The organism is Pseudomonas sp. PSPC2-3, from assembly GCF_049898265.1.
In the GTDB taxonomy this organism is placed as follows: domain Bacteria; phylum Pseudomonadota; class Gammaproteobacteria; order Pseudomonadales; family Pseudomonadaceae; genus Aquipseudomonas; species Aquipseudomonas veronii.
Genome location: NZ_JAFCXJ010000001.1, coordinates 47,624 through 71,206, shown reverse-complemented (window position 1 = coordinate 71,206; position 23,583 = coordinate 47,624). Strand labels below are relative to the sequence as shown.

The window sequence follows — 23,583 nt, the reverse complement described above, 5'->3', positions numbered from 1 at the left end:
AATTACTTTTCACGTTCTCACGAGGTTTGCCATGGCTGATTACAAAGCGCCGTTGCGTGATATGCGCTTCGTCCTCAACGAAGTTTTTGAGGTCGCCACACTTTGGGCCCAATTGCCGGCATTGGCAGACACTGTCGACGCCGAAACCGTTGAGGCAATCCTCGAAGAAGCCGGTAAAGTCACCGCCAAATCCATCGCCCCGCTCAGCCGCAGCGGCGATGAACAGGGCTGCCGCTGGGCCGACACCGTTGTCAGCACCCCGGACGGCTTTCCACAGGCCTACACCACCTACGCCGAAGGCGGCTGGGTGGGCGTAGGCGGCGATCCGGCGTTTGGCGGCATGGGCATGCCCAAGGCGGTGTCGGCGCAAGTCGAAGAGATGATCAACTCGTCGAGCCTGGCGTTTGGCCTGTACCCGATGCTGACTTCTGGCGCCTGCGTGTCGATCAACACCCACGCCAATGAAGCACTCAAGGCCACTTACCTGCCGAATATGTACTCCGGCAAGTGGGCCGGTTCCATGTGCCTGACCGAGGCGCATGCCGGCACCGATCTGGGCATTATCCGCACCAAGGCCGAGCCTCAGGCGGACGGTTCCTACACCATCAGCGGCACCAAGATCTTCATCACCGGCGGCGAACACGACCTCACCGAGAACATCATCCACCTGGTCCTGGCCAAACTGCCGGATGCGCCTGCGGGGCCGAAGGGCATTTCGCTGTTCCTGGTGCCGAAGTTCATGGTCAATGCCGACGGCAGCCTGGGCGCGCGTAACCCGGTGAGCTGCGGCTCCATCGAACACAAGATGGGGATTCAAGCGTCGGCGACCTGTGTGATGAACTTCGACCAAGCCGTGGGTTACCTGGTGGGCGAGCCTAACCGGGGCCTGGCGGCAATGTTCACCATGATGAACTACGAGCGTCTGGGCGTAGGCATCCAGGGCCTGGCGTCCGGTGAGCGGTCCTACCAGAACGCGATTGAATATGCGCGCGACCGCCTGCAGAGCCGTGCGCCGACCGGTGCCCAGGCCAAGGACAAAGTCGCCGACCCGATCATCGTCCACCCCGACGTGCGTCGCATGCTGTTGACCATGAAGGCGTCGAACGAAGGCGGCCGTGCATTCTCCACATATGTGGCGATGCAGCTGGATATCGCCAAGTTCAGCGAAGACGCCGCCGCCCGCGAGCGCGCGGATAACCTGGTGGCCTTGCTGACCCCGGTGGCCAAGGCATTCCTCAGCGATCTGGGCCTGGAAACCACGGTGCTCGGCCAACAAATCTTTGGCGGCCACGGTTACATCCGCGAGTGGGGTCAGGAGCAATTGGTGCGTGATGTACGCATTACCCAGATCTACGAAGGCACCAACGGCATTCAGGCCCTGGACCTGATGGGACGCAAGATTGTCGGCAGCGGCGGCGCGTTCTACACCCTGTTCGCCGACGAGATCCGCCAGTTCACCGCCACCGCGGGCGCGGAGCTGGCTGAGTTCACCGCGCCGCTCAATGCCGCGGTGGATAGCCTGGATGAGTTGACGGCCTGGGTGCTGGACCGTGCCAAGAGCAACCCGAATGAAATCGGTGCGGCCTCGGTGGAGTATTTGCATGCATTCGGTTACATGGCCTACGCCTACATGTGGGCAAGGATGGCCAAGGCGGCGCTGGGCAAAGAAGCCGAGGAAGGTTTCTACGCCAGCAAGCTGGGCACCGCACGTTTCTACTTTGCCCGTCTGCTGCCGCGTATTCAGTCGTTGAGCGCGTCGGTAAAAGCCGGTAGCGAATCGCTGTTCTTGCTGGATGAGGCCCTGTTCTAAGGGTGTAGAGGCTTTGTAAGCATTCTCTTACATGACGTGCTGCTAATCGTCCTCTATCGCCAAATTGGATCCACGGATAATCTACTTCACATGGACGTCGCGCAGGAAGCGCAAAGCAACAACACGGACACGTAGGATTCTGCCAGGATGGCGGAGTGAAATGGATGTCAGGGAAACAGTCTGCAAAGCCCCGCTTCGGCGGGGTTTTCTTTTGCCCGCGAAAAAGTCAGCCCGGCACCTGCGGAGCGTTCATCACGTCCTCCAGCAAGGTGCGCAGCAGTGCCAACGTCGCTTGCTGGCGCTGCACATCGCGGCACACCAACCCGACTTTCAGCGGCACCCTCGGTTCACTCAAGGGTTTCCACAGCAGCGCCTGGCTGTTGTGTTGGTCCTGGGAACGTCCCGGCAGTACCGTGGCCAGTTTGGTATGCGGCAGGCTGTCGAGAATCCCCACCATGGTATTCAACTCCGCCTGCACCTGCGGGCGCCGCCCGAGGTTGGATAGCTGGCCCTGCCAGATCTGCCGGATTTGAAACTCCTCCCCGAGCAGCAACATCGGCAACTCGGCCGCTTGTGTCAGGGAGACTTTCTTGAATTCACGCAGGGGGTGATCCTCCGGGATGACCACCTTCAGCTCATCTTCATACAGCAGCACGCCGTGCAACCCTGGCTGGCGGGGCGGCAGGTAACTGATGCCGATGTCCAGCGAACCATTGAGCAGGCGCCGTTCAATCTCCAGCCCGGTCAGTTCGTAGATTTGCACCACCAGGTGCGGCTGGGCCTTGCGCACACGCTCCAGCATCTGCGGCACCAGGCTGGTGTGTACGGTTTGCAACACACCGATGGCCAAGGTGCGCAATGCCTGGCCCTTGAAGTTGCGCAACGCCTCCACGGCTTGCTGCATGCCATCGATCAACGGCAAGGCGTGGTTGTATAACGTATGGGCCGCGAGGGTCGGCAGCAGGCGCTTGCTGCTGCGTTCGAACAGGCTCACATCGAGGTTTTGTTCGAGCTGGCGGATCTGCTGTGACAGGGCCGGTTGGGAGATCGACAGACGCTCAGCGGCACGGCCTACGTGGCCTTCCTCATACACCGCGACGAAATAACGCAGTTGCTTAAAATCCATAAGTAATTCTTATCGAAAAAGCTGGAAAATCGAAATGGCCGTTGGCCCCCAAGACGCCTAGTCTAGCGCCTATCCACAAGGCTTACAGGGCCAGATCGGGCGATGATTAGCGTTTATGTTGATGGTGTTTGCATAGGCAAGTCAAAAAACCTCCAGGTAGGTTTTGCGGGGTACACCGACCACGGCATGGTTGCCATGGGAGGAAAAGTGTGAACCTGTTCAATTTGCGCCGCTCGGCGGCCAGTCTGGATGACCTGATCCTGGATGCTTGTGGCGAAGATTTTCCCAGTGGATGCCTGATGCCTACCGTAGCGCGCCCCCCGCAGGTCTTTGTGCGCGGCCAGGGTTCCTGGTTGTGGGACAGCGATGATCGCGCCTATCTGGACTTCAGCCAGGGCTGCGCGGCCAACAGCCTCGGCCACAGCCCGCAGGTATTGATCCGGGCCCTGGCCGATCAGGCCCAGGCGCTGATCAATCCCGGTAACGGCTTGCATAACCGTCCCCAACTCAACCTCGTCGACCGCCTGTGCCACCGCACCGGCAGCGACCAGGCGTATTTGCTCAACAGCGGCGCGGAAGCCTGCGAAGCGGCGATCAAACTGGCGCGCAAGTGGGGTCAGCTGTATCGCGGCGGTGCTTATCGCATCATCAGCGCCAGCAACGGTTGCCATGGGCGCAGCTTCGCGGCGATGTCGGCCTCGGCGAGCAGCCGTGAAAACCGCTTTGAACCGCAACTGCCGGGCTTCAGTCACGTCCCGCTCAACGACCTGGCGGCGCTGCACGCGGCCGTTGACGCGCAAACCGTTGCCATCATGCTCGAGCCGATCCAGAGCGAAGCCGGCGTCATCCCGGCGACCGAGCATTACCTCAAGGGTGTCGAGCGGCTGTGCCGCGAGCTGGGCATTCTGCTGATCCTCGACGAAGTGCAAACCGGCATCGGCCGTTGCGGCACCTTGCTCGCCGAAGAGTACTACGGTGTACGCGCCGACATCATTGCGCTCGGCAAAGGCCTGGGCGGTGGCGTACCGCTGGCGGCACTGCTGGCGCGTGGCAAGGCTTGTTGCTTTGAAGTCGGTGAGCTGGAAGGCACCCATCATGGCAATGCGCTGATGGCCTGCGCCGGGGGGGCGGTGCTCGATGCTGTGCTGGGGCATGGCTTCTTCGAGCATGTGCGTGAGTCTGGTTGTTACCTCGGCGAAGGTCTGGCTCGCCTGGCTTATCGCTATGGCCACGGTCAACTGCGCGGCCAGGGCCTGATGTGGGGACTGACGTTATCGGATGATTCTGCGGATGCCGTAGTAAAAGCGGCTCTGGACGAAGGACTGATCCTCAACGCCCCGCAACCCAACTGCCTGCGCTTCACCCCGGCCCTGACGGTGAGCAAAAGCAACATCGACGAAATGCTCCTGCGCCTGGGGCACGCCTTTTCCCGGGTACGCACCGCACAACTGCAATGCCGCAAGGGCATCGCCGTCTGACCCCTTATTCCTGAACCGTCTCGCGGTATACGCGGCGCCCCCAGCTTGTTTTTTTTGGCTGGGGGCGTTTTTTTTTGTGCAGCGAACGATGGTCGCGGTGCCAGATCCTACTGAACCCTCACGAACGTCCAAGGTCGATTAGCTAGACGGCTCACACGAGCCGATTTTCAGGAGCTGAACCCATGGACATCATTCGTATCATCATCGCCATTCTGTTGCCGCCACTGGGTGTGTTCCTGCAAGTGGGTTTCGCCGGCGCGTTCTGGCTGAATATTCTGCTGACCTTGTGCGGTTACTTCCCAGGCATCATTCACGCGGTGTACATCATCGCCAAGCGCTGAGGCCCTCAGCTTTTTGCGATGAGTCGTGAGTTGCGCTCGTTGCGAAAGGCCAGTTGCTCGATGGTCTGGGTGGCGTGTTCGGCCTCTTCCCGTGCTTGAAGGATGATGCCGTGGTGCTCGGACTTGCTGCACACCGGGTCGGCATTGCTCGCATCCCCGGTCAGCATGAACGCCTGGCAGCGGCAGCCGCCGAAGTCCTTTTCCTTTTCATCGCATGAACGGCACGGCTCGGGCATCCAGTCGTAGCCGCGAAAGCGGTTGAAACCGAAAGAGTCGTACCAGATGTGCTGCATGCTGTGGTCGCGCACGTTGGGAAACTGCACCGGCATCTGTCGGGCGCCGTGGCAGGGCAGGGCGGTACCGTCCGGAGTTACGGTCAGAAAGATGCTGCCCCAGCCGTTCATGCAGGCTTTCGGGCGTTCTTCGTAGTAATCCGGGGTGACGAAAATCAGCTTGCACGGGTGCCCTTCGGCTTCGAGCTTGGCGCGGTATTCGTTGGTGATGCGTTCGGCGCGCACCAACTGTTCCTGGGTCGGCAACAACCCCACACGATTGAGCTGCGCCCAGCCATAGAACTGGCAGGTGGCGAGTTCGACAAAATCCGCTTCCAGCGCAATGCACAGCTCGATGATGCGGTCGATCTTGTCGATATTGTGCCGATGGGTGACGAAGTTCAGCACCATCGGGTAGCCATGGGCCTTCACTGCGCGGGCCATTTCCAGCTTTTGCGCGAAGGCCTTTTTCGAGCCGGCCAGCAGGTTGTTCACCTGTTCGTCGCTGGCCTGGAAGCTGATCTGGATGTGGTCCAGGCCAGCCTTCTTGAAGTCGCTGATCTTCTGCTCGGTCAGGCCGATGCCGGAGGTGATCAGGTTGGTGTAGAAGCCCAGCTTGCGCGCTTCGGCGATCAGTTCGGCGAGGTCCTGGCGCACCAGCGGTTCACCGCCGGAAAAGCCCAACTGCGCGGCGCCCATCTCACGGGCTTCGCGAAATACCTTGAACCACTGCTCGGTGCTCAGCTCCTTGCCCTGCTCGGCGAAATCCAGCGGGTTGGAGCAATACGGGCACTGCAGCGGGCAGCGATAGGTCAGCTCGGCGAGCAGCCACAAGGGCAGGCCGATGGCTGGTTTTTCAGGCAAGGGTGATCCAGTGCTCGGCACGGGCGACCTCCATGAATTGCTCTACGTCATTGCCCAGCTCAGGCACACCGGGAAATTGTTTATCCAGCTCACCGATGATCGTGGCGACGTCGCGCTCGCCGTCGATCAGTCCACCGATCAAGGCGGCACTTTCATTGAGCTTGATCATGCCCTCGGGGTAGAGCAGTACATGGCCTTTTTGCGCAGGCTCGTACTGGTAGCGATAACCCTGGCGCCAGGTCGGTTTCTTGCTGCGATCAAAGCTCATAGGGCGATCCCTTTATGCCAGACCCGCTGTGTGGTCACGCTGTGATAGGGCGGGCGTTTCAATTCGTAGGCCATGCTCATGGCATCGAGCATGCTCCACAGGATGTCCAGTTTGAACTGCAGAATTTCCAGCATACGCTCCTGGCCTTCGCGGGTGGTGTAGTGCTGCAGGGTGATCGCCAGGCCATGTTCGACATCGCGGCGGGCCTGGCCCAGGCGGGTGCGGAAATACTCATAGCCGGTGGGGTCGATCCACGGGTAATGCTGCGGCCAGCTGTCGAGGCGCGATTGGTGGATCTGCGGCGCGAACAGTTCGGTCAGCGAGCTGCTGGCGGCTTCCTGCCAGCAGGCGCGGCGGGCGAAGTTGACGTAGGCGTCCACCGCAAAGCGCACGCCGGGCAACACCAGCTCCTGGGAGCGCAGTTGGTCCGGGTCGAGGCCGACGGCCTGGCCCAGGCGCAGCCAGGCTTCGATGCCGCCGTCTTCGCCGGGGGCGCCGTCGTGGTCGAGCAGGCGCTGAATCCACTCGCGGCGGATTTCACGGTCCGGGCAATTGGCCAGGATCGCGGCGTCCTTCAGCGGGATGTTCACTTGATAGTAGAAGCGGTTGGCGACCCAGCCCTGGATCTGCTCGCGGGTGGCGCGGCCTTCATACATCGCCACGTGGTACGGGTGATGGATATGGTAGAAGGCGCCCTTGGCCCGCAGGGCTTTTTCAAATGCATCGGTGCTCATCGGTATATCAGTCATATGGGTCTCCTGTGGGAGCGAGCTTGCTCGCGAAGGTCGTTAACGGTGACGCGTGCACCCTGAATATCTGCGGTGTTCTTGCGTTTTTCGCGAGCAAGCTCGCTCCTACAGTTCAATGCTCATGCCGTCGTAAGCCACTTCGACATTGCGCCGCACCAGCTCGGCCCGCTCGGGAGAATCTTCATCGAGGATCGGGTTGGTGTTGTTGATGTGGATAAGTACCTTGCGCTGCTTCGGCAGGTGTTCCAGCACTTCGAGCATGCCACCGGGGCCGTTCTGCGCCAGGTGGCCCATCTCGCGGCCGGTGCGGGTGCCGACGCCACGGCGCTGCATTTCATCATCGTCCCACATCGTGCCGTCCACCAGCAGGCAGTCGCTGCCGGCCATGATTTCCAGCAATGGCGCGTCCACCTTGCCCAGCCCTGGGGCGTAGAACAGTTTGCCGCCGGTGCGCAGGTCTTCGACGATCAGGCCGATATTGTCGCCGGGGTGCGGGTCGAAGCGGTGCGGCGAATACGGCGGTGCGGCACTGCGCAGCGGCAGCGGGGTGAAACGCAGGTTGGGGCAGGCCGGGATGGTGAAGCTGGCGTCCAGCTCGATACGGTTCCAGGCCAGGCCGCCATTCCAATGGGTGAGCATGGTGAACAGCGGGAAACCGCTGCTGAGGTCTTCATGGACCATGTCGGTACACCACACCTGGTGCGGGCAGCCTTCGCGCAGGCTCAGCAGGCCAGTGGTGTGGTCGATCTGGCTGTCCATCAGGATGATCGCGCTGATGCCGGTGTCGCGCAGGGCGCGGCCGGGTTGCATCGGCGCGAAGCCCTGCAGTTGTGCGCGGATATCCGGCGAGGCATTGCACAGTACCCAGTTCACGCCATCGTCGGAAATCGCGATGGATGACTGGGTACGCGCCTGCGCTCGCAGGCTGCCATCACGAAAGCCTGCGCAGTTCGCGCAATTGCAGTTCCACTGCGGGAAGCCGCCGCCGGCGGCGGAACCTAGAATCTGGACAAACATGGCCGCTCCATCAAACAAAGCTGAAAACAAAAACGCCCCGGACGAGCCGAGGCGTTGTCTTACCCAGCCAATCAGCGGCTGGCGAAGTACATAGTCACTTCGAAACCGATGCGCAGATCAGTGTAAGCAGGTTTGGACCAAGTCATATTCTTACTCCTACGAAGGGATGGGACGTTTACTACCAAGTAATACATATAGTCCACCTCCAGTCGGAGATGTTCAGATGTGTGCCTATGAATATTACGCATTTTTTTCCAAGTTAGCGCTGTCTTGGTGGAAAAAGCCTATTGCGGCAGCGGCAACGATCAGTCTGCCGATTGCCAGTCACCGCCGCTGCGCGGGCCGTTGGCGATGCAGCGCCAGCCGCCCGCGGCGTCCTGCACCTGTTGGGCGGCGCGCTGCAGATCCGCGTGCGTCAGGGCTTGGATCTGGTGTTGAAGCAGCGTCAGATAATCCGCTGGATGGCCGGCCAGGCGCGCCTGCCACAACAGTTCGGCGGCCTGGGCGAGGGGCAGCGCCTGCGCCGTGAATTGTTGCGCCAGCGCTGGGTGGCCGAGGTCGTCGCTGGCGTCGATCAATGCCGGCAATTGCGTGAGGAAGGTGCGCAGGTGCTGCATGATGCCCTCAAGGGAAACGCTGGGCGACTGCACGCCAAACAGCAGGCCGGTTTGCCCATTGATCTGTCGGATACCGCTGAACACCGCGTAGCCGATTTGCAGTTCTACCCGCAGGCGTTGGTAGAACGGCCCTTGGAGCAGGTGCGCCAGCAGGCGCCATGCGGCTTCATCTGCCAGGGCGCGCGTCGGCGTCGGGCAGAACAGCAGCAGGGCCGCATCGTGGGCATCGGTGTGGACCTCATGCCATAGACGCTGGCCGTTGAGGCTGGGGCATTCGGATTCAAGAATGGCCGGTTGCCCGGGCAAGCGGGTGGCGGCGGATCTGAGCGCCGCTTCGCAGTGGGCGGGCAGCCCAATGCCCAGGCCTTCCCAGCGTGCGTGGGCCCACGACAGCGAGGGCGCAGGCGGGTTTGGTCGAACGCCGACACAGCACGCCGGCAGCGCCTTGAGCAATTGCCGGATGGCAATCAGCGGTGTGCCGGCAGGGGCGTGTTGCCGATCCTCCTCAAGCAGGTTCAGGCTGCGCGCGAGTTCATCGAGTATCGCCGGCATGGGTTGGTGAAGACCGACCATCTTCACCAGCCAGTCATTGCCGATCGCGTCGAAGGATAAGTCGACGCCGGCCTGGCGGGCATTTTCGCGCAACGGTGCCAGGGTGTTTTCCAGCGTCGATGGGCGCGCGCAATCCAGCCGCCAGCGCAGGTAGAGCGCGCCTTCCTCTTGGGCATCGGCCAACGCCGGGCTGAACGACAACGCCGACAGCTCTCGCCGCCCTCGGGAACGGTCCTGGGCAAAGGTGCGCAGGCCCCGGTGGGCGCTGGTCTGGCCGCGAATCAGGCCGGCGCGTTCGTCCTTCACGGGTGGGCGCAGGAACGGGTTGTTGGGCGGCAGTTGCCACGCATGTCGGCAGGCTTGCAGCGGCAGGGCGTCGAGCAGGGTCTTGAGGGCGGCAACGTGCTGCTCCGACACCGGCGCTTCGAGTTCTTCGCTGTCATGCCGCGCCAACGCGAGGGCGCCTTGGACCTGCTGTTGGCGTGCGTTGAGCAGGGCGAATTCCTCGCGCAGAGATGTCCAGTCGCTGTGTGCGAAAAAGCTCAGCCAGTCGTACAACAACGCTTCGATCTGTGTCGCCGCGTCGCTTTGAGTTCCGAGGGTAAAGTCGAGATCCAGCAGCGCTTGCCCGGCGAAATGGTAGAGCACGGAGGCCTGCACAGTGCTCGCCAATTGCCGCGCTTGCAGTTCCGCGCGCAGCCCGCCGGGCGCCGAGGCGTTGAGCCCGAAACAAAGGAAATCCAGGGCTTCCCTGGGGGCGTCGACGCTGATGACGTGATGCAGATGGCCGTCGGCGCTGTGTTGGAAATGCTGTGTATGAGCGGGCATCAGCGCCGGCGGGGCCGCCTGCGGGTGTCGCGGGCCGGCGCGCAGTTGCTCACTGAAGCGCCGCGCCAGGCGTTCCAGTTCTGCCAGCGGTTGTGGGCCGGCCAGACTCAAGGTCATTTGCCCCGACTGATAGAAGTGCTGGTGGAAATCCCGCAATGCTTGCTGAAACGCCTGACGTTCCACCGGCAGGCTGTCGCGATTACCCGCATGGAAGCCGCGCAGCGGATGATCGGCCGCCAGGCCCTCCAGCAGCGCGACCTGTTGTTGCGCGTTGGCGTCCTGGGACCAGGCGATGAACTCCGCGTGCAGCACTTCGCGCTCGCGCAGTTGATCGTCCAGCGCCAGGCGCGGATGGGTCAGCAGATCGGCCAGGCGTTCGAGCCCATCGGCAAAGGTCGACAACGGCAGTTCAACGAAGAAATCCGTGGTGCGCTCGCGGGTGCTGGCATTGACCTGGCCACCGTGGCGCTGCACGTAGGTCATCAGCCCTTCATCGCTCGGAAAACGCTCAGTGCCAAGAAACAACAGATGTTCCAGAAAGTGCGCCAGGCCGGGCCACGCCAACGGCACGTCATGGCTGCCGGCCGCCACCCGCAAAACAGCGGCGCAACGCTTTAAACGCGGGGCATGGCGCAGGGAAACCCGCAGGCCGTTGGCCAGGGTCAGGTGAAGGTGATGGGGCTGGGCCGGCGCAGGCATGGGCACTTCCGATACGAGGGAAGTGCCTATGCTAGCAAACCCTCCAGATCAGGGCTTGTGCAGCGTGCCGTACAGTTCGGGGCGGCGGTCTTGCAGGTAGTCATTGGCGGCGCGGGCATCGAGAATCGATTGGTGTTCCAGCGTGCCGACGATCAAGGCTTCATCCAGGCCTGCCTGGGCGATTCGCTGCCCATCCGGCGCGGCGATGCTGCTTTGCCCGCAATACTGAATCTCGCCTTCGTGCCCGCAGTAATTGGCGTAGGCCACGTAGCACCGGTTCTCGAAAGCCCGCGCCCGCACGGTGACGTCGGCGACAAAGTCGAACGGCACCATATTCGCGGTGGGCACCACGATCAGGTCGGCGCCGGCCAGGGCCAGGCGCCGCGTGTTTTCCGGGAACTCCAGGTCGTAACAGATCAGCACGCCCAGTTTCCAACCGTTGAGTTCCACCAGCGGAAAATCATCGCCGCCGGCACTGAACATCGAATGATCGAGGTCGCCGAACAGGTGCGTCTTGCGGTAGTTGCACAGGCGCTGGCCGTGGGCATCGACCAACTGCACGGCGTTATAGATCTGCCCGTTCGCGGCGCGCTCCGGGTAGCCGTACAGGATTGCCAGCCCGGCACTTCGCGCCAGTTCGGCAATCGTTCGCGCCGACTCGCCATCCTGCGCCTCGGCCAATGCGCCGACAGCTTCGGCACCGATGTTGTAGCCGGTGAGGAACATCTCCGGCAGCACCAGCAGGTCGGCGCCGGATGCCTCATGCGCGAGTCGGTGCAGGCGCTCGAGGTTGCCGGTCACGTCCAGCGGCAGCGGCGGGCATTGGTACAGGGCGACACGCATGGCTTGGCTCCTTAATCGGCCAGGGCAATTGGCCCGATTTCATCGAACACATCACCCGGCCCCGGGTTCTCTGGGTGAGTGTGGCCGCCGAAGTGGGTCATGATGCCCCACACCGCGTTCAATGAGGTTTGCACCGCGCCTTCGACCCAGGCCGGTGTCCAGGATACGTCATCGCCGGCGATAAAAATCCCACGTTGCTCGGCGGGCATGTCCTTCTGCATGAAGTGCGCGTACATCCGCTGGTTGTAGCGATAGTGACCAGGCAACGCACCTTTGAAGGCCCCGAGGAAATGAGGGTCGGCTTCCCAGGACACGGTGATCGGGTCGCCGATGATGCGCGCCTTGATGTCGACTTTCGGGTAGATCTTGTTCAGTGCGTCGAGGGCCAGCTTCACGCGTTTATCGATGGGCTGCGGGAGCATTTTCAGCGCATCGCTCATCCATGAGTACGACAGGCAGATCACGCCCGGCTTGTCGTCGCCGTTGTCGAACAGGTAAGTGCCACGGGTCAGGCGATCGGTGAGGGTCATGCTCATCAGGTCGCGGCCGGTTTGCGGGTCTTTGTCTTTCCAGAACGGGCGGTCGACCATCACGAAGGTCTTCGACGATTGCATGTAGCGGGTGCGGTCCAGGGCCATCCACATCTTTTGCGAGAACAGGGTTTCGTCGCATTCGATCTGGGTGGTCAGCAGCCAGCTTTGGCAGGTGGTCAGCACGGCGGCGTATTCGCGGGTATCGCCGTAGTTGTCGGTCACGGCGAAACGGCCGCCGGGCGCGTGGGCAATGCGCTTGACCCCGGCCCGTGGCGCGCCGCTGTGCAGCGAACTCAGGCTGGTGCCCGCCGGCCAGTGGGCGCAGCGCTCCGGCACATGGCGCCAGATACCCATGGGCACCTGCGCCACGCCGCCGACCACCAGGTGTTGATGGTCGTCGCAGTTGGTCATCACCACGCGGAAGATTTCCAGCATGGAGTTGGGGAAGTCCGAATCCCAGCCACCGGTGCCGAAGCCGACCTGGCCAAACACCTCGCGGTGATGGAAGGACAGCTTGGCAAAGGCCTTGGAGGTGGCGACGAAGTCGTAGAAGGTGCGGTCGTCCCACAGCGGCACGAGTTTGTTCCACAGCGCCTTGAGGCGCGGCACGTCGCGGTCGCGGATGGCTTGCTGGATATCGCCGAACTGCGAGCCGGCTTCCAGGGCGTCGGCCCACGCGTCAGCCACTTCCTGGAACAGTGCAGGCAAATCGGACAGTTTTTGTGCGTAGTGGGTCTGGCCTTCCAGGTCGATGACCGTGCTGCCGGAAGCCGGCGTCAGCGGGTTGGGGAAGGGTTTGGTGTCCAGGCCGAGCTTGTCGACATAGTGGTAGAACGCGGTGGACGACACCGGGAAACGCATGCCGCCCAACTCGGCGATGATCCCTTCGGCGCCTTCAAACGCCTGGGAGCGCAAACGGCCGCCCATCTTCGAGGCCTCGTACACCACGGGCCTGAGGCCCAGCTTCATCAGTTCGTAGGCGGCCACCAGGCCGGCGATCCCGGCGCCGACGATCGCCACTTCGGCGCCGTGGTTGGCGGCCGGAATACTGCCCAGGCCGGCGGGGTGTTCGATCCAGTCATCAAACGCAAAGGGGAAATCCGGGCCGAAGATGGTGATCGGTTTTTTACCGTCGGCGGGGTGGCGATTGGTCTTGCTGATGCTGCTGGACGGAATGCTCATGGCTGACCTTACTAGCGGCTCGCGGGACGTACCCGCTGAGTATAGGAAAAGATGGCAGCCAGTTTAGGGAGCGTAGCGTTCGTTAATAAGACGCAAAGTGTCGTCGAATTGAATTGTTTTCAGTCAAAGTGACGAGGTTGGCGGTCAGATTGGTTGTCTGCGATCGAGTTTGTTGCTGAGGATGATCGACGTGGTGGTTTTTTCCACGCCGTCGACGCTGCCGATCTGGTCCAGCAATTGATCGAGCTGTTCTGGCGAATCGGTGCGCAGCCATGCCACGTAATCGAACTCGCCGCTCACCGCGCACAGTTGCTGAACCTGGGCCATGGCGCTGAGCTTGCGCAGCACGTCCTTGCCCGAGCGCGCCTGCACGGTGATGCCGACATACGCCTGCAGCCCGCCATCCACCACACGCTGGCCGAGGCGCACGCCATAACCGGTAATCACCTGGGTTTTCTCCAGACGAGCCAGGCGCGACGTCACCGTGGTGCGCGCAATGCCGAGTTGCCGTGCCAGCATGGCGACGCTTTCACGGGCATTGATCTGCAATGCGGAGATCAGTTGGCGGTCGATTTCATCGAGGACAGGCAAGGGCAGCTCCGGTGCGGACGGATAGGGGGCATATGTTACAGGCTTGCGTCAGCCAACAGACAGCGGGCAAACAGTTGCGGCACGGGCAGGTTGCGGTGGTTGTAGCGACTGAGCAGGATGATCTCCCGGTAAAAGGTCAGATGGCCTAGCGGAATAATTCGTACCTGGGGCGAGCGTTCGAGCCACAGCCCCGCCTGAGGAATCAGCGACACCCCCAGGCCACACTCGACCATCTTGACGATGGCTTCCAGCTCATCCAACTCTAGCGCCACCCGCACCTCGAGCTTCTGCTCGCGCAGAAACCGGCTGACCAATCGACCGCCAAACGACGCCCGGTCGTAGCGCACATGGGGTTGGCTGCCGAGCAACTGCAAGGGGTCATCGCCTGCCAGTGCATGCGGCACGATCAGCGCAAAAGGCTCCTTGCGCAGCACCTGTACGTGCAGCTCCTTAGGCAAGTCAAAAGGCGGTCGAATGATAATCGCCGAGTCCAGCTCGCCAGCGTCCACCTGGCTCAGCAATTCCAGGGACACGCCGGGCACCAACTTGCATTCCACGGTCGGCGCGGCCTGACGTAACCGGACCAGGGCCTGGGGCAACAACCCGGTCTGCGCAGTGCTGATCGCCCCGACTTTCAGCTCGCCCCGGTATTCATTGGCATCCACCGGCACTGCCATGCGGTTGAACGTCTCCAGAATCTCCTTGGCCAGCGGCAAGGCGCGAACGCCTGCGGCATTCAGCGTAGCCTGGCGCCCGGTGCGGTCGAACAACGCCACCCCGAGCGCCTGCTCCAGTTGACGAATCTGCGCACTGACCGCCGATTGCGTCAGCCCGATATGCATGCCCGTCGCGGCGAACGTACCGTGGCGCGTTACCGCGATAAAGGTCTTCAATTCACGCAGCATGGGCGCCTCAACTCATCGAAATTATTTGAGCTCGGCGCAAAAACTATCGTCTTTTCATCGCCAGCAGCAAGGCTAAACTCAAGCCTCTCCACGATCCGCAGAGGTTTGACCTGATGACACTGGCACCTTTTCACTTGGCCATTCCGGTATTCGACCTGGCCGCTGCCCGGCATTTCTACGCTGACGTGTTCGGCCTGCAAGAGGGGCGCTCCAGCGACCACTGGGTCGACTTCAACTTCTTCGGCCATCAACTGGTGATTCATGAACACCCCAAAACAGCCTCCCAGGCTGCGGCGCACACCAATGCTGTCGACGGCCACGACGTCCCCGTGCCGCATTTCGGCGTGGTATTGAGCTGGGACGACTGGCATGCCCTGGCGGCGCGCTTGCAGGCGCGGCAGACCGCGTTCGTGCTGGAACCGCACATTCGCTTCAAAGGCCAGGTGGGGGAGCAGGCGACACTGTTTTTGTTTGACCCCTGCGGTAACGCGTTGGAGTTCAAGGCGTTCCGGGATATCGGGCAGTTGTTTGCGACGTGAGCCTGAGGGCGAGGGCGCTGGCTAAAACGGCAGCGACAGACACACAAAAGCCGCGCAATGCGCGGCTTTGGAGTTGGTGGGCCCACACGGACTTGAACCGTGGACCAAAGGATTATGAGTCCTCTGCTCTGACCAACTGAGCTATAGGCCCTTAACAGGTCGCGGATTATAGCGATGGTTTCTCCGCTGTGCTATCCGAAAAATCCTGAACCCTCATACGAAGAAACGTCGCGGCAAAAAGCTCCGGGGGCAGGGGCAGGCTGACGATGTAGCCTTGCATCTGTTCGCAGCCCTCGGCGGCGAGGAAGGTTTGTTGTGCGGGGGTTTCTACGCCTTCGGCGATGATGGTGAATTGCATGCTGTGGCCCAGGGCAATGATGGCGCGCACGATCGCCACGTCGTGGGGGTCGTCGGGCAGGCCGCGGATGAAGGATTGGTCGATTTTCAGGAAGTCCAGGGGCAGGCGCTTGAGGTAGCTGAGGGATGAATAGCCGGTGCCGAAATCATCGATCGCCAGTTGTACGCCCAGGCGTTTGAGTTGGTGCAGCACGTCCAGCGCTTCTTCGGCCTGGCTCATGATGAAGTTTTCGGTGATCTCCAGTTGCAGGCAGCCGGGTTCGAGGCGGTAATCGCGCAGTAGCTGTTCGATGCGTGACAGCAGGTTGGGCTGGCGCAGTTGTGCGCCGGCGAGGTTGACTGACAGCGGGCCGAAGTGATCGAAGACGGTTTGCCAGGCGTGCATTTGTTGGCAGGCCTGCTCCAGGACCCAATCGCCGATCTGCAGGATCATGCCGTTCTCTTCGGCCAGGGCGATGAAGTGTTCGGGCGGTACGTCGCCGAAGGTCGGGTGGTGCCAGCGGATCAGCGCTTCGGCGCCGATCAGTTCCTGGGTCTCCAGGCTCCGTTTGGGTTGGTAATACAGGCTCAGCTCATCGCGTTCGATGGCCCGGCGCAGTTCATGTTCCAGCGCCACGCGTTCTTTGGCCTGGGCGGTCAGGTCGCGGGTGTAGCCTTCGACGCGGTTGCGGCCCTTGGCCTTGGAGCGGTACATCGCGGCGTCGGCGTTTTTGACCAGGGTGGCGACGTCCATGCCGTCCTGGGGGTACAGGCTGGTGCCGATGCTGGCGCTGATAAAAAACTCGTGCTCACCCGCCTGGAACGGCGGGGTGAAGCAGGCCAGCAGTTTATTGGCCAGGTGCTGGGCGTCGCTGGCTTGCTGCAGGCCGGGCAGGAGGATGATGAACTCGTCGCCGCCCAGGCGGGCGACGGTGTCGATGTCGCGCAGTTGCTCCTTGAGGCGCACGGCGATGTTCTGGAGCAGCAGGTCGCCGATCGGGTGGCCGAGGCTGTCGTTGATATGTTTGAAGCGATCCAGGTCGAGGAACAGCACGGCGCCCTGGTGGCCGCTCTCCTGTTGATTGTTGAGCGCGGCCTGTAGCCGGTTTTCAAACAGGGTGCGGTTGGGCAGGCCGGTCAGCGGGTCGTGATGGGCCTGGTAGTCGAGGCGGGCCTGGGCGTGTTTGAGGCTGGAGATGTCGGCAAACACCGCGACGAAGTGCGTGATCGCCTGGTCGCGGTTGCGCACGGCGCTGATGGTCAGCCAACTGGGGTAGACCTCGCCATTCTTGCGACGGTTGGAGATCTCGCCCTGCCAATGCCCGTGAGTGGTCAACTGGTGCCACATCGCGGCATAGAATGCGCTGTCATGCAGGCCGGAGGCGAGCAGGCGCGGGGTGTGGCCGAGGGCTTCGGCTTCGCTGTAGCCGGTGATCTCGCTGAAGGCGCGGTTCACGGCGCTGATGTTTTGCCGGGTGTCGGTGATCAACACGCCTTCGGCGGTGCTTTCGAAGACGGTAGCGGCCTGTTGCAGTTTTTCCTGCATCTGTTGGCGCTCGGTAATGTCCCGGGCGATGGTCAGCATGCAGTCGTCATCGCCGATGGGCAGCGGACGGCTGGACAACTCGCAGAGCCGGATCTGCCCGTCGCTGCGGCGGATATGGCAGATGAAATCGCGGACAAACCCGTCGCGTTGCAGCAGCTCCAGCATGTGTTTGCGTTCGTTGAGGTCGACCCAGATGCCCAGGTCCAGGGTCGACTGGTCGAGGGAACTCACGCTGGCGATGCCGGTAATGCGGCTGAACCCTTCGTTGACCTCGATCAGTTGGCCATCGCTCTGACGGCTCAAAAGCAAACCGTCGGGCGAGGCATGGAAGGCCTTGGCGAATTTCTCTTCGGAGGTTTGCAGCTGTTGCTGGGTTTCCTTGAGCTGGGTGATGTCTCGCACCACAACTACCAGGGCTTCGGTCGTGTCGAGTTGGAACGGTTCGGCGGAAATCAGCCCGGTAAAGGCTTGGCCGTTGCTGCGCAGAAAGCGCATTTCCAGGTTGCGGATGCTGGTGGTCTGCAGCCGTTGCAGCAGGTCCGGGCCGATGCCCGGGATACCCCAGATATTCAGCGACGTAGCGGTTTTACCGATCACGTCTTCGGCCTTCAGGCCCACCTGGTCCTCAAACGCTTTGTTGACCTCCAACAGGCAGCCGTCGGACATTCGTGCGATCACCAGAATGTCTGGGCACTGTTGGAACACCGAGGCAAATTTTTGCTCGGACAATTGCAGCGCCTCTTCCGTGCGCTTGGCGTCACTGATGTCGATCATCAAGCCACGGAGTACCGGTTCATGGCCGTGTTCGATCAGGCTGACAATGTCGCGTACCCACAGGCAACGGCCGTCGGCGGTGATCACCCGGTAATCGACGCTGTGATCACGGCTGGCGCGGGTTTCGCGGTAGCAATAGGCTTCGGTGCGCGTCAGGTCGGCGGGGTGAATGATGCTGCGCCAGAAGCCTGGAATCAGCCAATGGGCGCGGGGGTAACCGAGCAGTTCTTCGGCATGCGGAGACACGTAACTGTAGGTGAAATCACTAATGCTGGCTTCCCAGGCAATGGCGGACAAGCTCTCCACCAGGCCGCGATAGTGATATTCGCTGCTGCGCAGTTCCTGCTCGAGGGCGACGCGGCGGGAAATTTCCGAACTGAGCCGACGATTGATCCGAATCACGACGACCAATACGCTGCTCAGCAGCAGTATCGTGGGCAGGCCATACGTCAGCAGATCCGTCCAGAACGTGTGGTGATCGGTGAGGCTGCCGACCCAGTGTCGCTGGATCGCTTGCGTTTCGTCCGGGCTGAGGTCAGCGAGGACCTTGTCCAGAATCCCTACCAGCATTTTGTTTTCACGAGGCACGCCCATCGCCAGTTGGTAGCGGTAGGGCGTTTCACCGCTGACGTACAAGCCATCGAGCTTGAGTTGGCGCAGGCTCCATACGCTCGAAGCCAGGTCGCCGACTACTGCGTCCACTTCATCGGTGGCCAGCGCCTGCAGGGTCGAGCTGACATTCGGCAAGGCCACCAGGTTGAGGTCGGGGTGGTGGGTGCGCAGCAATTCATGGGGCGCGTAGTTCTCCACCACGGCAATCTTCAACCCATAGAGGTCCTTCAGGTTGTGCGGTTGCGCACCGCCTTCATGGGCGAGGATGACGATGGGGAAGTCCAGGTAAGGCCGCGTGAACGCCATGTAGGCCTGGCGCTCGGGGGTGGACATGATGCCCGGCAGCAGGTCGAGCTGGTTGTTGCGGGCCTGTTCGAGGACGGCGCTCCAGTTCACCGGCTCGATCAGCTTGATCCGGACGCCCAGGCGGTCTTGGATCAGGCGCACGTAATCCGCCGCCAAGCCTTGGTAGCGTCCGTTCTCGTCGCGGTATTCGAAGGGCGGCCAGGAGGCATCCACCCCCAGGCGCAGCTCCTGATGGTCCGCCAACCAGCCACGCTCATCCTCCGTGAGAGTCAAGGCGCCAGCCGTTGCGGTCCAGGTCAGCAGCGACAGCAAAAGCACGGTCGGCAATCTGGGCATAACGGTCTCGTTATGGCACGGGGAATGTTTCGAGTGTAGACGGGCATTGCGGGGGAGGGAGGGCGCGGCGGTGAATCTATAAAAAGTAATCGGTAGAAAGCAAAACCCCCGGCCTGGGCCGGGGGTTCTGGGATCACTCGTCGAGGAAGGAGCGCAGATGCTCGCTTCGCGTCGGGTGACGCAACTTGCGCAGCGCCTTGGCTTCGATCTGACGAATCCGCTCGCGGGTCACGTCAAACTGTTTACCGACTTCCTCAAGGGTGTGGTCGGTATTCATGTCGATGCCGAAACGCATGCGCAGTACCTTGGCTTCACGGGCAGTGAGGCCGGACAGTACGTCGCGGGTCGCTTCTTTAAGGCTCTCAACGGTGGCTACATCGATTGGCGACTGCATGGTCGAGTCTTCGATGAAGTCGCCCAGATGGGAGTCTTCGTCATCACCGATCGGGGTTTCCATGGAGATCGGCTCTTTAGCGATCTTCAATACCTTGCGGATTTTATCCTCAGGCATTTCCATGCGTTCGCCCAGCTCTTCCGGGGTCGGTTCGCGACCCATTTCCTGCAACATCTGCCGGGAAATACGGTTGAGCTTGTTGATCGTCTCGATCATGTGCACCGGAATACGGATGGTGCGGGCCTGGTCGGCGATCGAGCGAGTGATCGCCTGACGGATCCACCAGGTGGCATAAGTCGAGAACTTGTAGCCGCGACGGTATTCGAACTTGTCCACCGCCTTCATCAAGCCGATGTTGCCTTCCTGGATCAGATCGAGGAATTGCAGGCCACGGTTGGTGTACTTCTTGGCAATGGAGATCACCAGACGCAAGTTCGCTTCAACCATCTCTTTCTTCGCGCGGCGGGCCTTGGCCTCACCGATCGACATGCGACGGTTGATGTCCTTGATCTCGGCAATCGTCAGACCGGTTTCGGTCTGAAGTGCGGTCAGCTTCTGCTGGCAACGAATGATATCGGGCTGCAGGCGACCAATGGCTTCGGCGTATTTCGCCTTGCCCTTGGCCAGAGCGTCGGTCCAGCTTTCGTCAACTTCGTTGCCCGGGAACTGGCGCAGGAAGTCGGTACGCGGCATGCGCGCATCACGCACACAGAGCTGCATGATCGCCCGCTCTTGTGCGCGCAGACGCTCAAGGGCGCTACGAACACGCTCGACCAGGCCTTCGAATTGCTTCGGCACCAGCTTGATCGGCATGAACAGCTCAGCCAGCGCCACCAGCTCGGCAATTGCCAGCTTGTTGGAGCGACCGTGCTTTTTCAGGGCCTTGCGGGTGATTTCCATTTGATCGGAAACCGCACCGAAACGCTGGGCAGCGATGATCGGGTCTGGACCGCTTTCGACTTCATCTTCGTCGTCGGTGCTGGCTTCGGCATCGTCGTCTTCGGCATCGTCGTCCGCTTTCACGGCTTTCGGGTCGACAGGCGGCGGCACTTCGGCAGCAGGTGGCGCAATGCCGTCGTCCGGGTCGATATAACCGCTCAGGACGTCGGACAGGCGGCCACCTTCGGTGGTGACGCGAGTGTACTCGGAGAGAATGTGGTCAACCGTGCCAGGGAAGTGCGCAATTGCGCCCATCACTTCACGGATACCCTCTTCAATACGCTTGGCGATTTCGATTTCGCCTTCGCGTGTCAGCAACTCGACGGTACCCATTTCACGCATATACATGCGTACAGGGTCAGTCGTGCGACCGATGTCGGTCTCCACCGCGGCCAACGCGGCAGCGGCTTCTTCAGCGGCTGCCTCGTCGGTATCGGCGTCGGCCAACATAAGGGCGTCCGCATCCGGAGCACTCTCGTGTACGGGGATCCCCATGTCGTTGATCATGCGGATGATGTCTTCCACCTGCTCTGGATCTGAAATATCCTCAGGCAGGTGATCGTTGACCTCTGCGTAAGTCAGATACTTCTGCTCACGACCCAGGGTGATCAACTCTTTGATACGAGACTGCTGTTGCGCTTTTCCGGACATAACACCCTATCCACTGAAGGTCTTGGCGGGCAAAAAACAAGCCGAGGATTATACCCGAGCTATGACCTCACGCGCCAGCTGAGGTCGGGTTTGATGCGGAAACATTCTGTTTTAAGAGGTCACGCATCTGTTTTGCTATCTGAATTTGCTCTTCAGCCGATAATCCCGGCTGCCTCGCTCTCTTGATGAGTTCATCGAGGGTCTGCGTGTGCTGACCCGCGGATAACCTAGTAATGGTGTCTAAAAACTGTTGTTCAAGGTTATCGCCGTCAATTAGCCACTCCTTTTCTGCGAGTGCTTTCAACAACCGCCCTTGTTCGGTGCCATGCCAGCGAGCCATCAGCTGAATGGAGTTTAGCTTAGGATTTTTCTGCACCGCCTCGATCAGCGCGATCAGTACCTGGGCATAGGTATTGCTCTCGTTGGCAAAGTGCTCGGCACTCTCGACCTTGCCCGCCAATTGCGGATGGTGGATGAGCGTGCGCAGGGCAATCAGCGTCGGCGCCTCTACGGCCACCGGGGTGCGCGGGGCGTAGGCCTCGTCGCGGTCACCACGCTTGCCGTTTTTGTTCCAGGGCTTCTTGTCCCATTTCTTGCCGCCGGCGCCGGGCTTTTTCGGTGTCCACTCCTGCTGGGGCGTGTAGGCCTCCTGCGGTTGGTGGAAGTCGGAATAGTCCGGCATGGCGTCGTAATCCATGCCTGGGTCGTAGGCCGGCGGCGCATCTTGCGGTGCGCTGTGGACCAGCTGGCTGACCGCTTCGCCGCTCAGTCCGGTGATTTCCAGCAGGCGGTGACGCATCAGGGTGCGCAGGTTCGCGCCCGGCACTTTGTCGATCAGCGGCGCCGCGAGGGTGGCCATGTGCGCCTTGCCTTCGAGGGAGCGCGGGTCGGCTTCTTCGGTCAGTTGCTGGAAGAAATAGTCCGCCAGCGGCTGCGCATGCTGGTTGATGCGCGCGCGGAAGGCGTCGGTGCCTTCGGAGCGGACCAGGGTGTCCGGGTCTTCGCCTTCGGGCAGGAACAAGAAGCGTGCGCGGCGCCCGTCCTGCAGGCACGGCAGCGTGGCTTCGAGGGCGCGCCAGGCAGCGTTGCGGCCGGCCTGGTCGCCGTCGAAGCAGAACAGCACGCTGGGCACTACGCGGAACAGGCGCTTCAAGTGTTCTTCGCTGGTGGCGGTGCCCAGGGTCGCCACGGCATTGCGCAGGCCTTGCTGGGCGAGGGCGATCACGTCCATATAGCCTTCAACCACGATGATTTCGTCGAGGTTGCGGTTGTTCTTGCGCGCTTCGAACAGGCCATAGAGTTCCTGGCCCTTGTGAAACACTGCGGTTTCCGGCGAGTTGAGGTACTTGGGCTTGTCGTCCCCGAGCACCCGGCCGCCGAAGGCGATGATCCGGCCACGGCTGTCGCGGATCGGGAACATCACGCGGTCGCGGAAGCGGTCGTAGCGCTTGCCGGTCTCGGCGTTTTCCACCAGCAGGCCGGCGTCGATCATGGCTTTTTGCTGGAGGGTGTCGCTGCTCAGGTGTTTGTACAGGTTGTCCCAGCCCGGCGGGGCGAAGCCCAGGCCGAAGTCGCGGGCGATTTCGCCGGTGAGGCCGCGCCCCTTGAGGTAGTCGACGGCGGCCTTGCGCTGCGGATGGCTCTTGAGCGCCTGGCGATAAAAGTCGGCGGCGGCGGTCAGCAGCGGGTACAGCGGCGAATCGGTGGGTTGCCGCGGTTTGTGCGGGCGGCCGCTTTCTTCGCGGGGGATTTCCATGCCGGCGGCTTTGGCCAGTTCCTCGACGGCCTGGGGGAAGTCCAGGTTGTCGTGGTCCATGATAAAGCCGAGGGCGTTGCCGCCCGCGCCGCAGCCGAAGCAGTAGTAGAACTGCTTGTCGGGGCTGACGCTGAACGACGGGGTCTTTTCCTTGTGGAACGGGCAGCAGGCGGTGTAGTTCTTGCCCGCCTTCTTCATTTGCAGGCGCGAGCTGACCACATCGACGATGTCGGTGCGGTTCAGAAGGTCGTCAATAAAGCTCTGGGGAATCAGCCCGGCCATGGCGTTCTCGTCATCACTGCGTGGAAATGAGGGCCCGTGAAGTGCTCAAGCGCACGTATCGTATGGCTCGACCATCAATCGTCTGCTTGGGCTGTCAGGAAGTGTATCTGCCGAACATCCACTGACGTTAATTTCTACTCAGTCTGTTCGGCGAAGAAATGTTGCCCCGGCGTCCGGTCTTGGCCAATGGCGGGCCTCGGAAGCGCATCGATGGGCACAGCCGACACAGTCGATCGTCTGCTTGAAGAAATAAGTGTGCTCGTCAGTAGCCTTGTTAGACTCGTCAGAAGAGACGCGCACCGCTGGCAGAAGAGCCAGTCCTGACGTGTGAAGCAGTGTCTCGGTCGCGTGGGCGGCGTCGACGGTGAAGCATCAAGCGATATCCGCAAATGCCAACAGCCCGGCTTAGGGCCGGGCTTGGCAGAAGCTTGCTACGA

The 23,583-nt window shown here is 61.6% G+C and carries 18 protein-coding genes and 1 tRNA gene; 4 read left to right on the top strand and 15 right to left on the bottom strand.

Annotated features, from left to right (window positions below; all coding sequences use genetic code 11):
* Window positions 1–31: 31 nt before the first annotated feature.
* A complete protein-coding gene (locus ACP7E3_RS00330) occupies window positions 32–1,810 on the top strand; it encodes an acyl-CoA dehydrogenase C-terminal domain-containing protein (RefSeq protein WP_046381842.1) in 1,779 nt (592 codons plus the stop codon).
* 226 nt (window positions 1,811–2,036) lie between these two features.
* On the opposite strand, the gene ACP7E3_RS00325 is transcribed toward ACP7E3_RS00330, so the two are convergent.
* Complete coding sequence (locus ACP7E3_RS00325; protein ID WP_046381843.1) at window positions 2,037–2,936, bottom strand: LysR family transcriptional regulator; 900 nt, start codon at window positions 2,934–2,936, stop codon at window positions 2,037–2,039.
* Between the two features lie 209 nt (window positions 2,937–3,145).
* Between ACP7E3_RS00325 and ACP7E3_RS00320 the strand changes: the two genes are divergently transcribed.
* Together ACP7E3_RS00320 and ACP7E3_RS00315 are read left to right on the top strand one after the other, a co-directional pair.
* Entirely contained in the window at window positions 3,146–4,414 is a 1,269-nt protein-coding gene (locus tag ACP7E3_RS00320) for an aspartate aminotransferase family protein (RefSeq protein ID WP_046381844.1), read from the top strand.
* A gap of 182 nt (window positions 4,415–4,596) precedes the next feature.
* The gene (locus ACP7E3_RS00315; protein ID WP_010207008.1) at window positions 4,597–4,755 is read left to right on the top strand and encodes a YqaE/Pmp3 family membrane protein; all 159 of its coding nucleotides are present in this window, start codon (window positions 4,597–4,599) and stop codon (window positions 4,753–4,755) included.
* Window positions 4,756–4,760: 5 nt separating this feature from the next.
* On the opposite strand, the gene pqqE is transcribed toward ACP7E3_RS00315, so the two are convergent.
* From pqqE to ACP7E3_RS00265, 10 genes are all read right to left on the bottom strand, one after another.
* On the bottom strand, window positions 4,761–5,891 hold the full coding sequence (pqqE, locus tag ACP7E3_RS00310) for a pyrroloquinoline quinone biosynthesis protein PqqE (RefSeq protein ID WP_017847834.1): 1,131 nt from the start codon (window positions 5,889–5,891) through the stop codon (window positions 4,761–4,763).
* A complete protein-coding gene (pqqD, locus tag ACP7E3_RS00305; protein ID WP_046381845.1) occupies window positions 5,884–6,159 on the bottom strand; it encodes a pyrroloquinoline quinone biosynthesis peptide chaperone PqqD in 276 nt (91 codons plus the stop codon). The genes pqqE and pqqD overlap by 8 nt, the downstream gene beginning before the upstream one ends.
* On the bottom strand, window positions 6,156–6,908 hold the full coding sequence (gene pqqC / locus ACP7E3_RS00300; RefSeq protein WP_017847832.1) for a pyrroloquinoline-quinone synthase PqqC: 753 nt from the start codon (window positions 6,906–6,908) through the stop codon (window positions 6,156–6,158). The genes pqqD and pqqC overlap by 4 nt, the downstream gene beginning before the upstream one ends.
* A gap of 105 nt (window positions 6,909–7,013) precedes the next feature.
* The gene (pqqB, locus tag ACP7E3_RS00295) at window positions 7,014–7,925 is read right to left on the bottom strand and encodes a pyrroloquinoline quinone biosynthesis protein PqqB (protein ID WP_017847831.1); all 912 of its coding nucleotides are present in this window, start codon (window positions 7,923–7,925) and stop codon (window positions 7,014–7,016) included.
* 71 nt (window positions 7,926–7,996) lie between these two features.
* Window positions 7,997–8,071 (bottom strand): pyrroloquinoline quinone precursor peptide PqqA, encoded by a 75-nt coding sequence (gene pqqA / locus ACP7E3_RS00290; protein WP_003194766.1) that lies wholly within the window; start codon window positions 8,069–8,071, stop codon window positions 7,997–7,999.
* A 159-nt stretch (window positions 8,072–8,230) separates the two neighbouring features.
* The gene (gene pqqF / locus ACP7E3_RS00285) at window positions 8,231–10,621 is read right to left on the bottom strand and encodes a pyrroloquinoline quinone biosynthesis protein PqqF (RefSeq protein ID WP_426122096.1); all 2,391 of its coding nucleotides are present in this window, start codon (window positions 10,619–10,621) and stop codon (window positions 8,231–8,233) included.
* Window positions 10,622–10,669: 48 nt separating this feature from the next.
* Window positions 10,670–11,464 (bottom strand): carbon-nitrogen hydrolase family protein, encoded by a 795-nt coding sequence (locus ACP7E3_RS00280; RefSeq protein WP_426122095.1) that lies wholly within the window; start codon window positions 11,462–11,464, stop codon window positions 10,670–10,672.
* 11 nt (window positions 11,465–11,475) lie between these two features.
* Window positions 11,476–13,158, bottom strand: a complete 1,683-nt coding sequence (locus ACP7E3_RS00275; RefSeq protein WP_169863694.1) for a flavin monoamine oxidase family protein — start codon at window positions 13,156–13,158, stop codon at window positions 11,476–11,478.
* A 165-nt stretch (window positions 13,159–13,323) separates the two neighbouring features.
* Window positions 13,324–13,770, bottom strand: a complete 447-nt coding sequence (locus ACP7E3_RS00270) for an Lrp/AsnC family transcriptional regulator (protein WP_046381848.1) — start codon at window positions 13,768–13,770, stop codon at window positions 13,324–13,326.
* 35 nt (window positions 13,771–13,805) lie between these two features.
* Window positions 13,806–14,675 (bottom strand): LysR family transcriptional regulator, encoded by an 870-nt coding sequence (locus ACP7E3_RS00265; RefSeq protein WP_079444821.1) that lies wholly within the window; start codon window positions 14,673–14,675, stop codon window positions 13,806–13,808.
* A gap of 113 nt (window positions 14,676–14,788) precedes the next feature.
* Here ACP7E3_RS00265 and ACP7E3_RS00260 point away from each other — a divergent pair, with 113 nt between their 5' ends.
* Window positions 14,789–15,214 carry a VOC family protein gene (locus ACP7E3_RS00260; protein WP_017847825.1) on the top strand — a complete coding sequence of 142 codons (426 nt, stop codon included), beginning with the start codon at window positions 14,789–14,791 and terminating at the stop codon, window positions 15,212–15,214.
* Between the two features lie 74 nt (window positions 15,215–15,288).
* On the opposite strand, the gene ACP7E3_RS00255 is transcribed toward ACP7E3_RS00260, so the two are convergent.
* From ACP7E3_RS00255 to dnaG, 4 genes are all read right to left on the bottom strand, one after another.
* A tRNA-Ile gene (locus ACP7E3_RS00255) sits at window positions 15,289–15,365 on the bottom strand.
* A 15-nt stretch (window positions 15,366–15,380) separates the two neighbouring features.
* Window positions 15,381–19,124, bottom strand: coding sequence for an EAL domain-containing protein (locus ACP7E3_RS00250; RefSeq protein WP_169863690.1), 3,744 nt, complete (start codon window positions 19,122–19,124; stop codon window positions 15,381–15,383).
* 133 nt (window positions 19,125–19,257) lie between these two features.
* On the bottom strand, window positions 19,258–21,108 hold the full coding sequence (gene rpoD, locus ACP7E3_RS00245) for an RNA polymerase sigma factor RpoD (protein ID WP_017847823.1): 1,851 nt from the start codon (window positions 21,106–21,108) through the stop codon (window positions 19,258–19,260).
* Between the two features lie 67 nt (window positions 21,109–21,175).
* Window positions 21,176–23,146, bottom strand: coding sequence for a DNA primase (dnaG, locus tag ACP7E3_RS00240; protein WP_057005397.1), 1,971 nt, complete (start codon window positions 23,144–23,146; stop codon window positions 21,176–21,178).
* Window positions 23,147–23,583 lie beyond the last annotated feature (437 nt).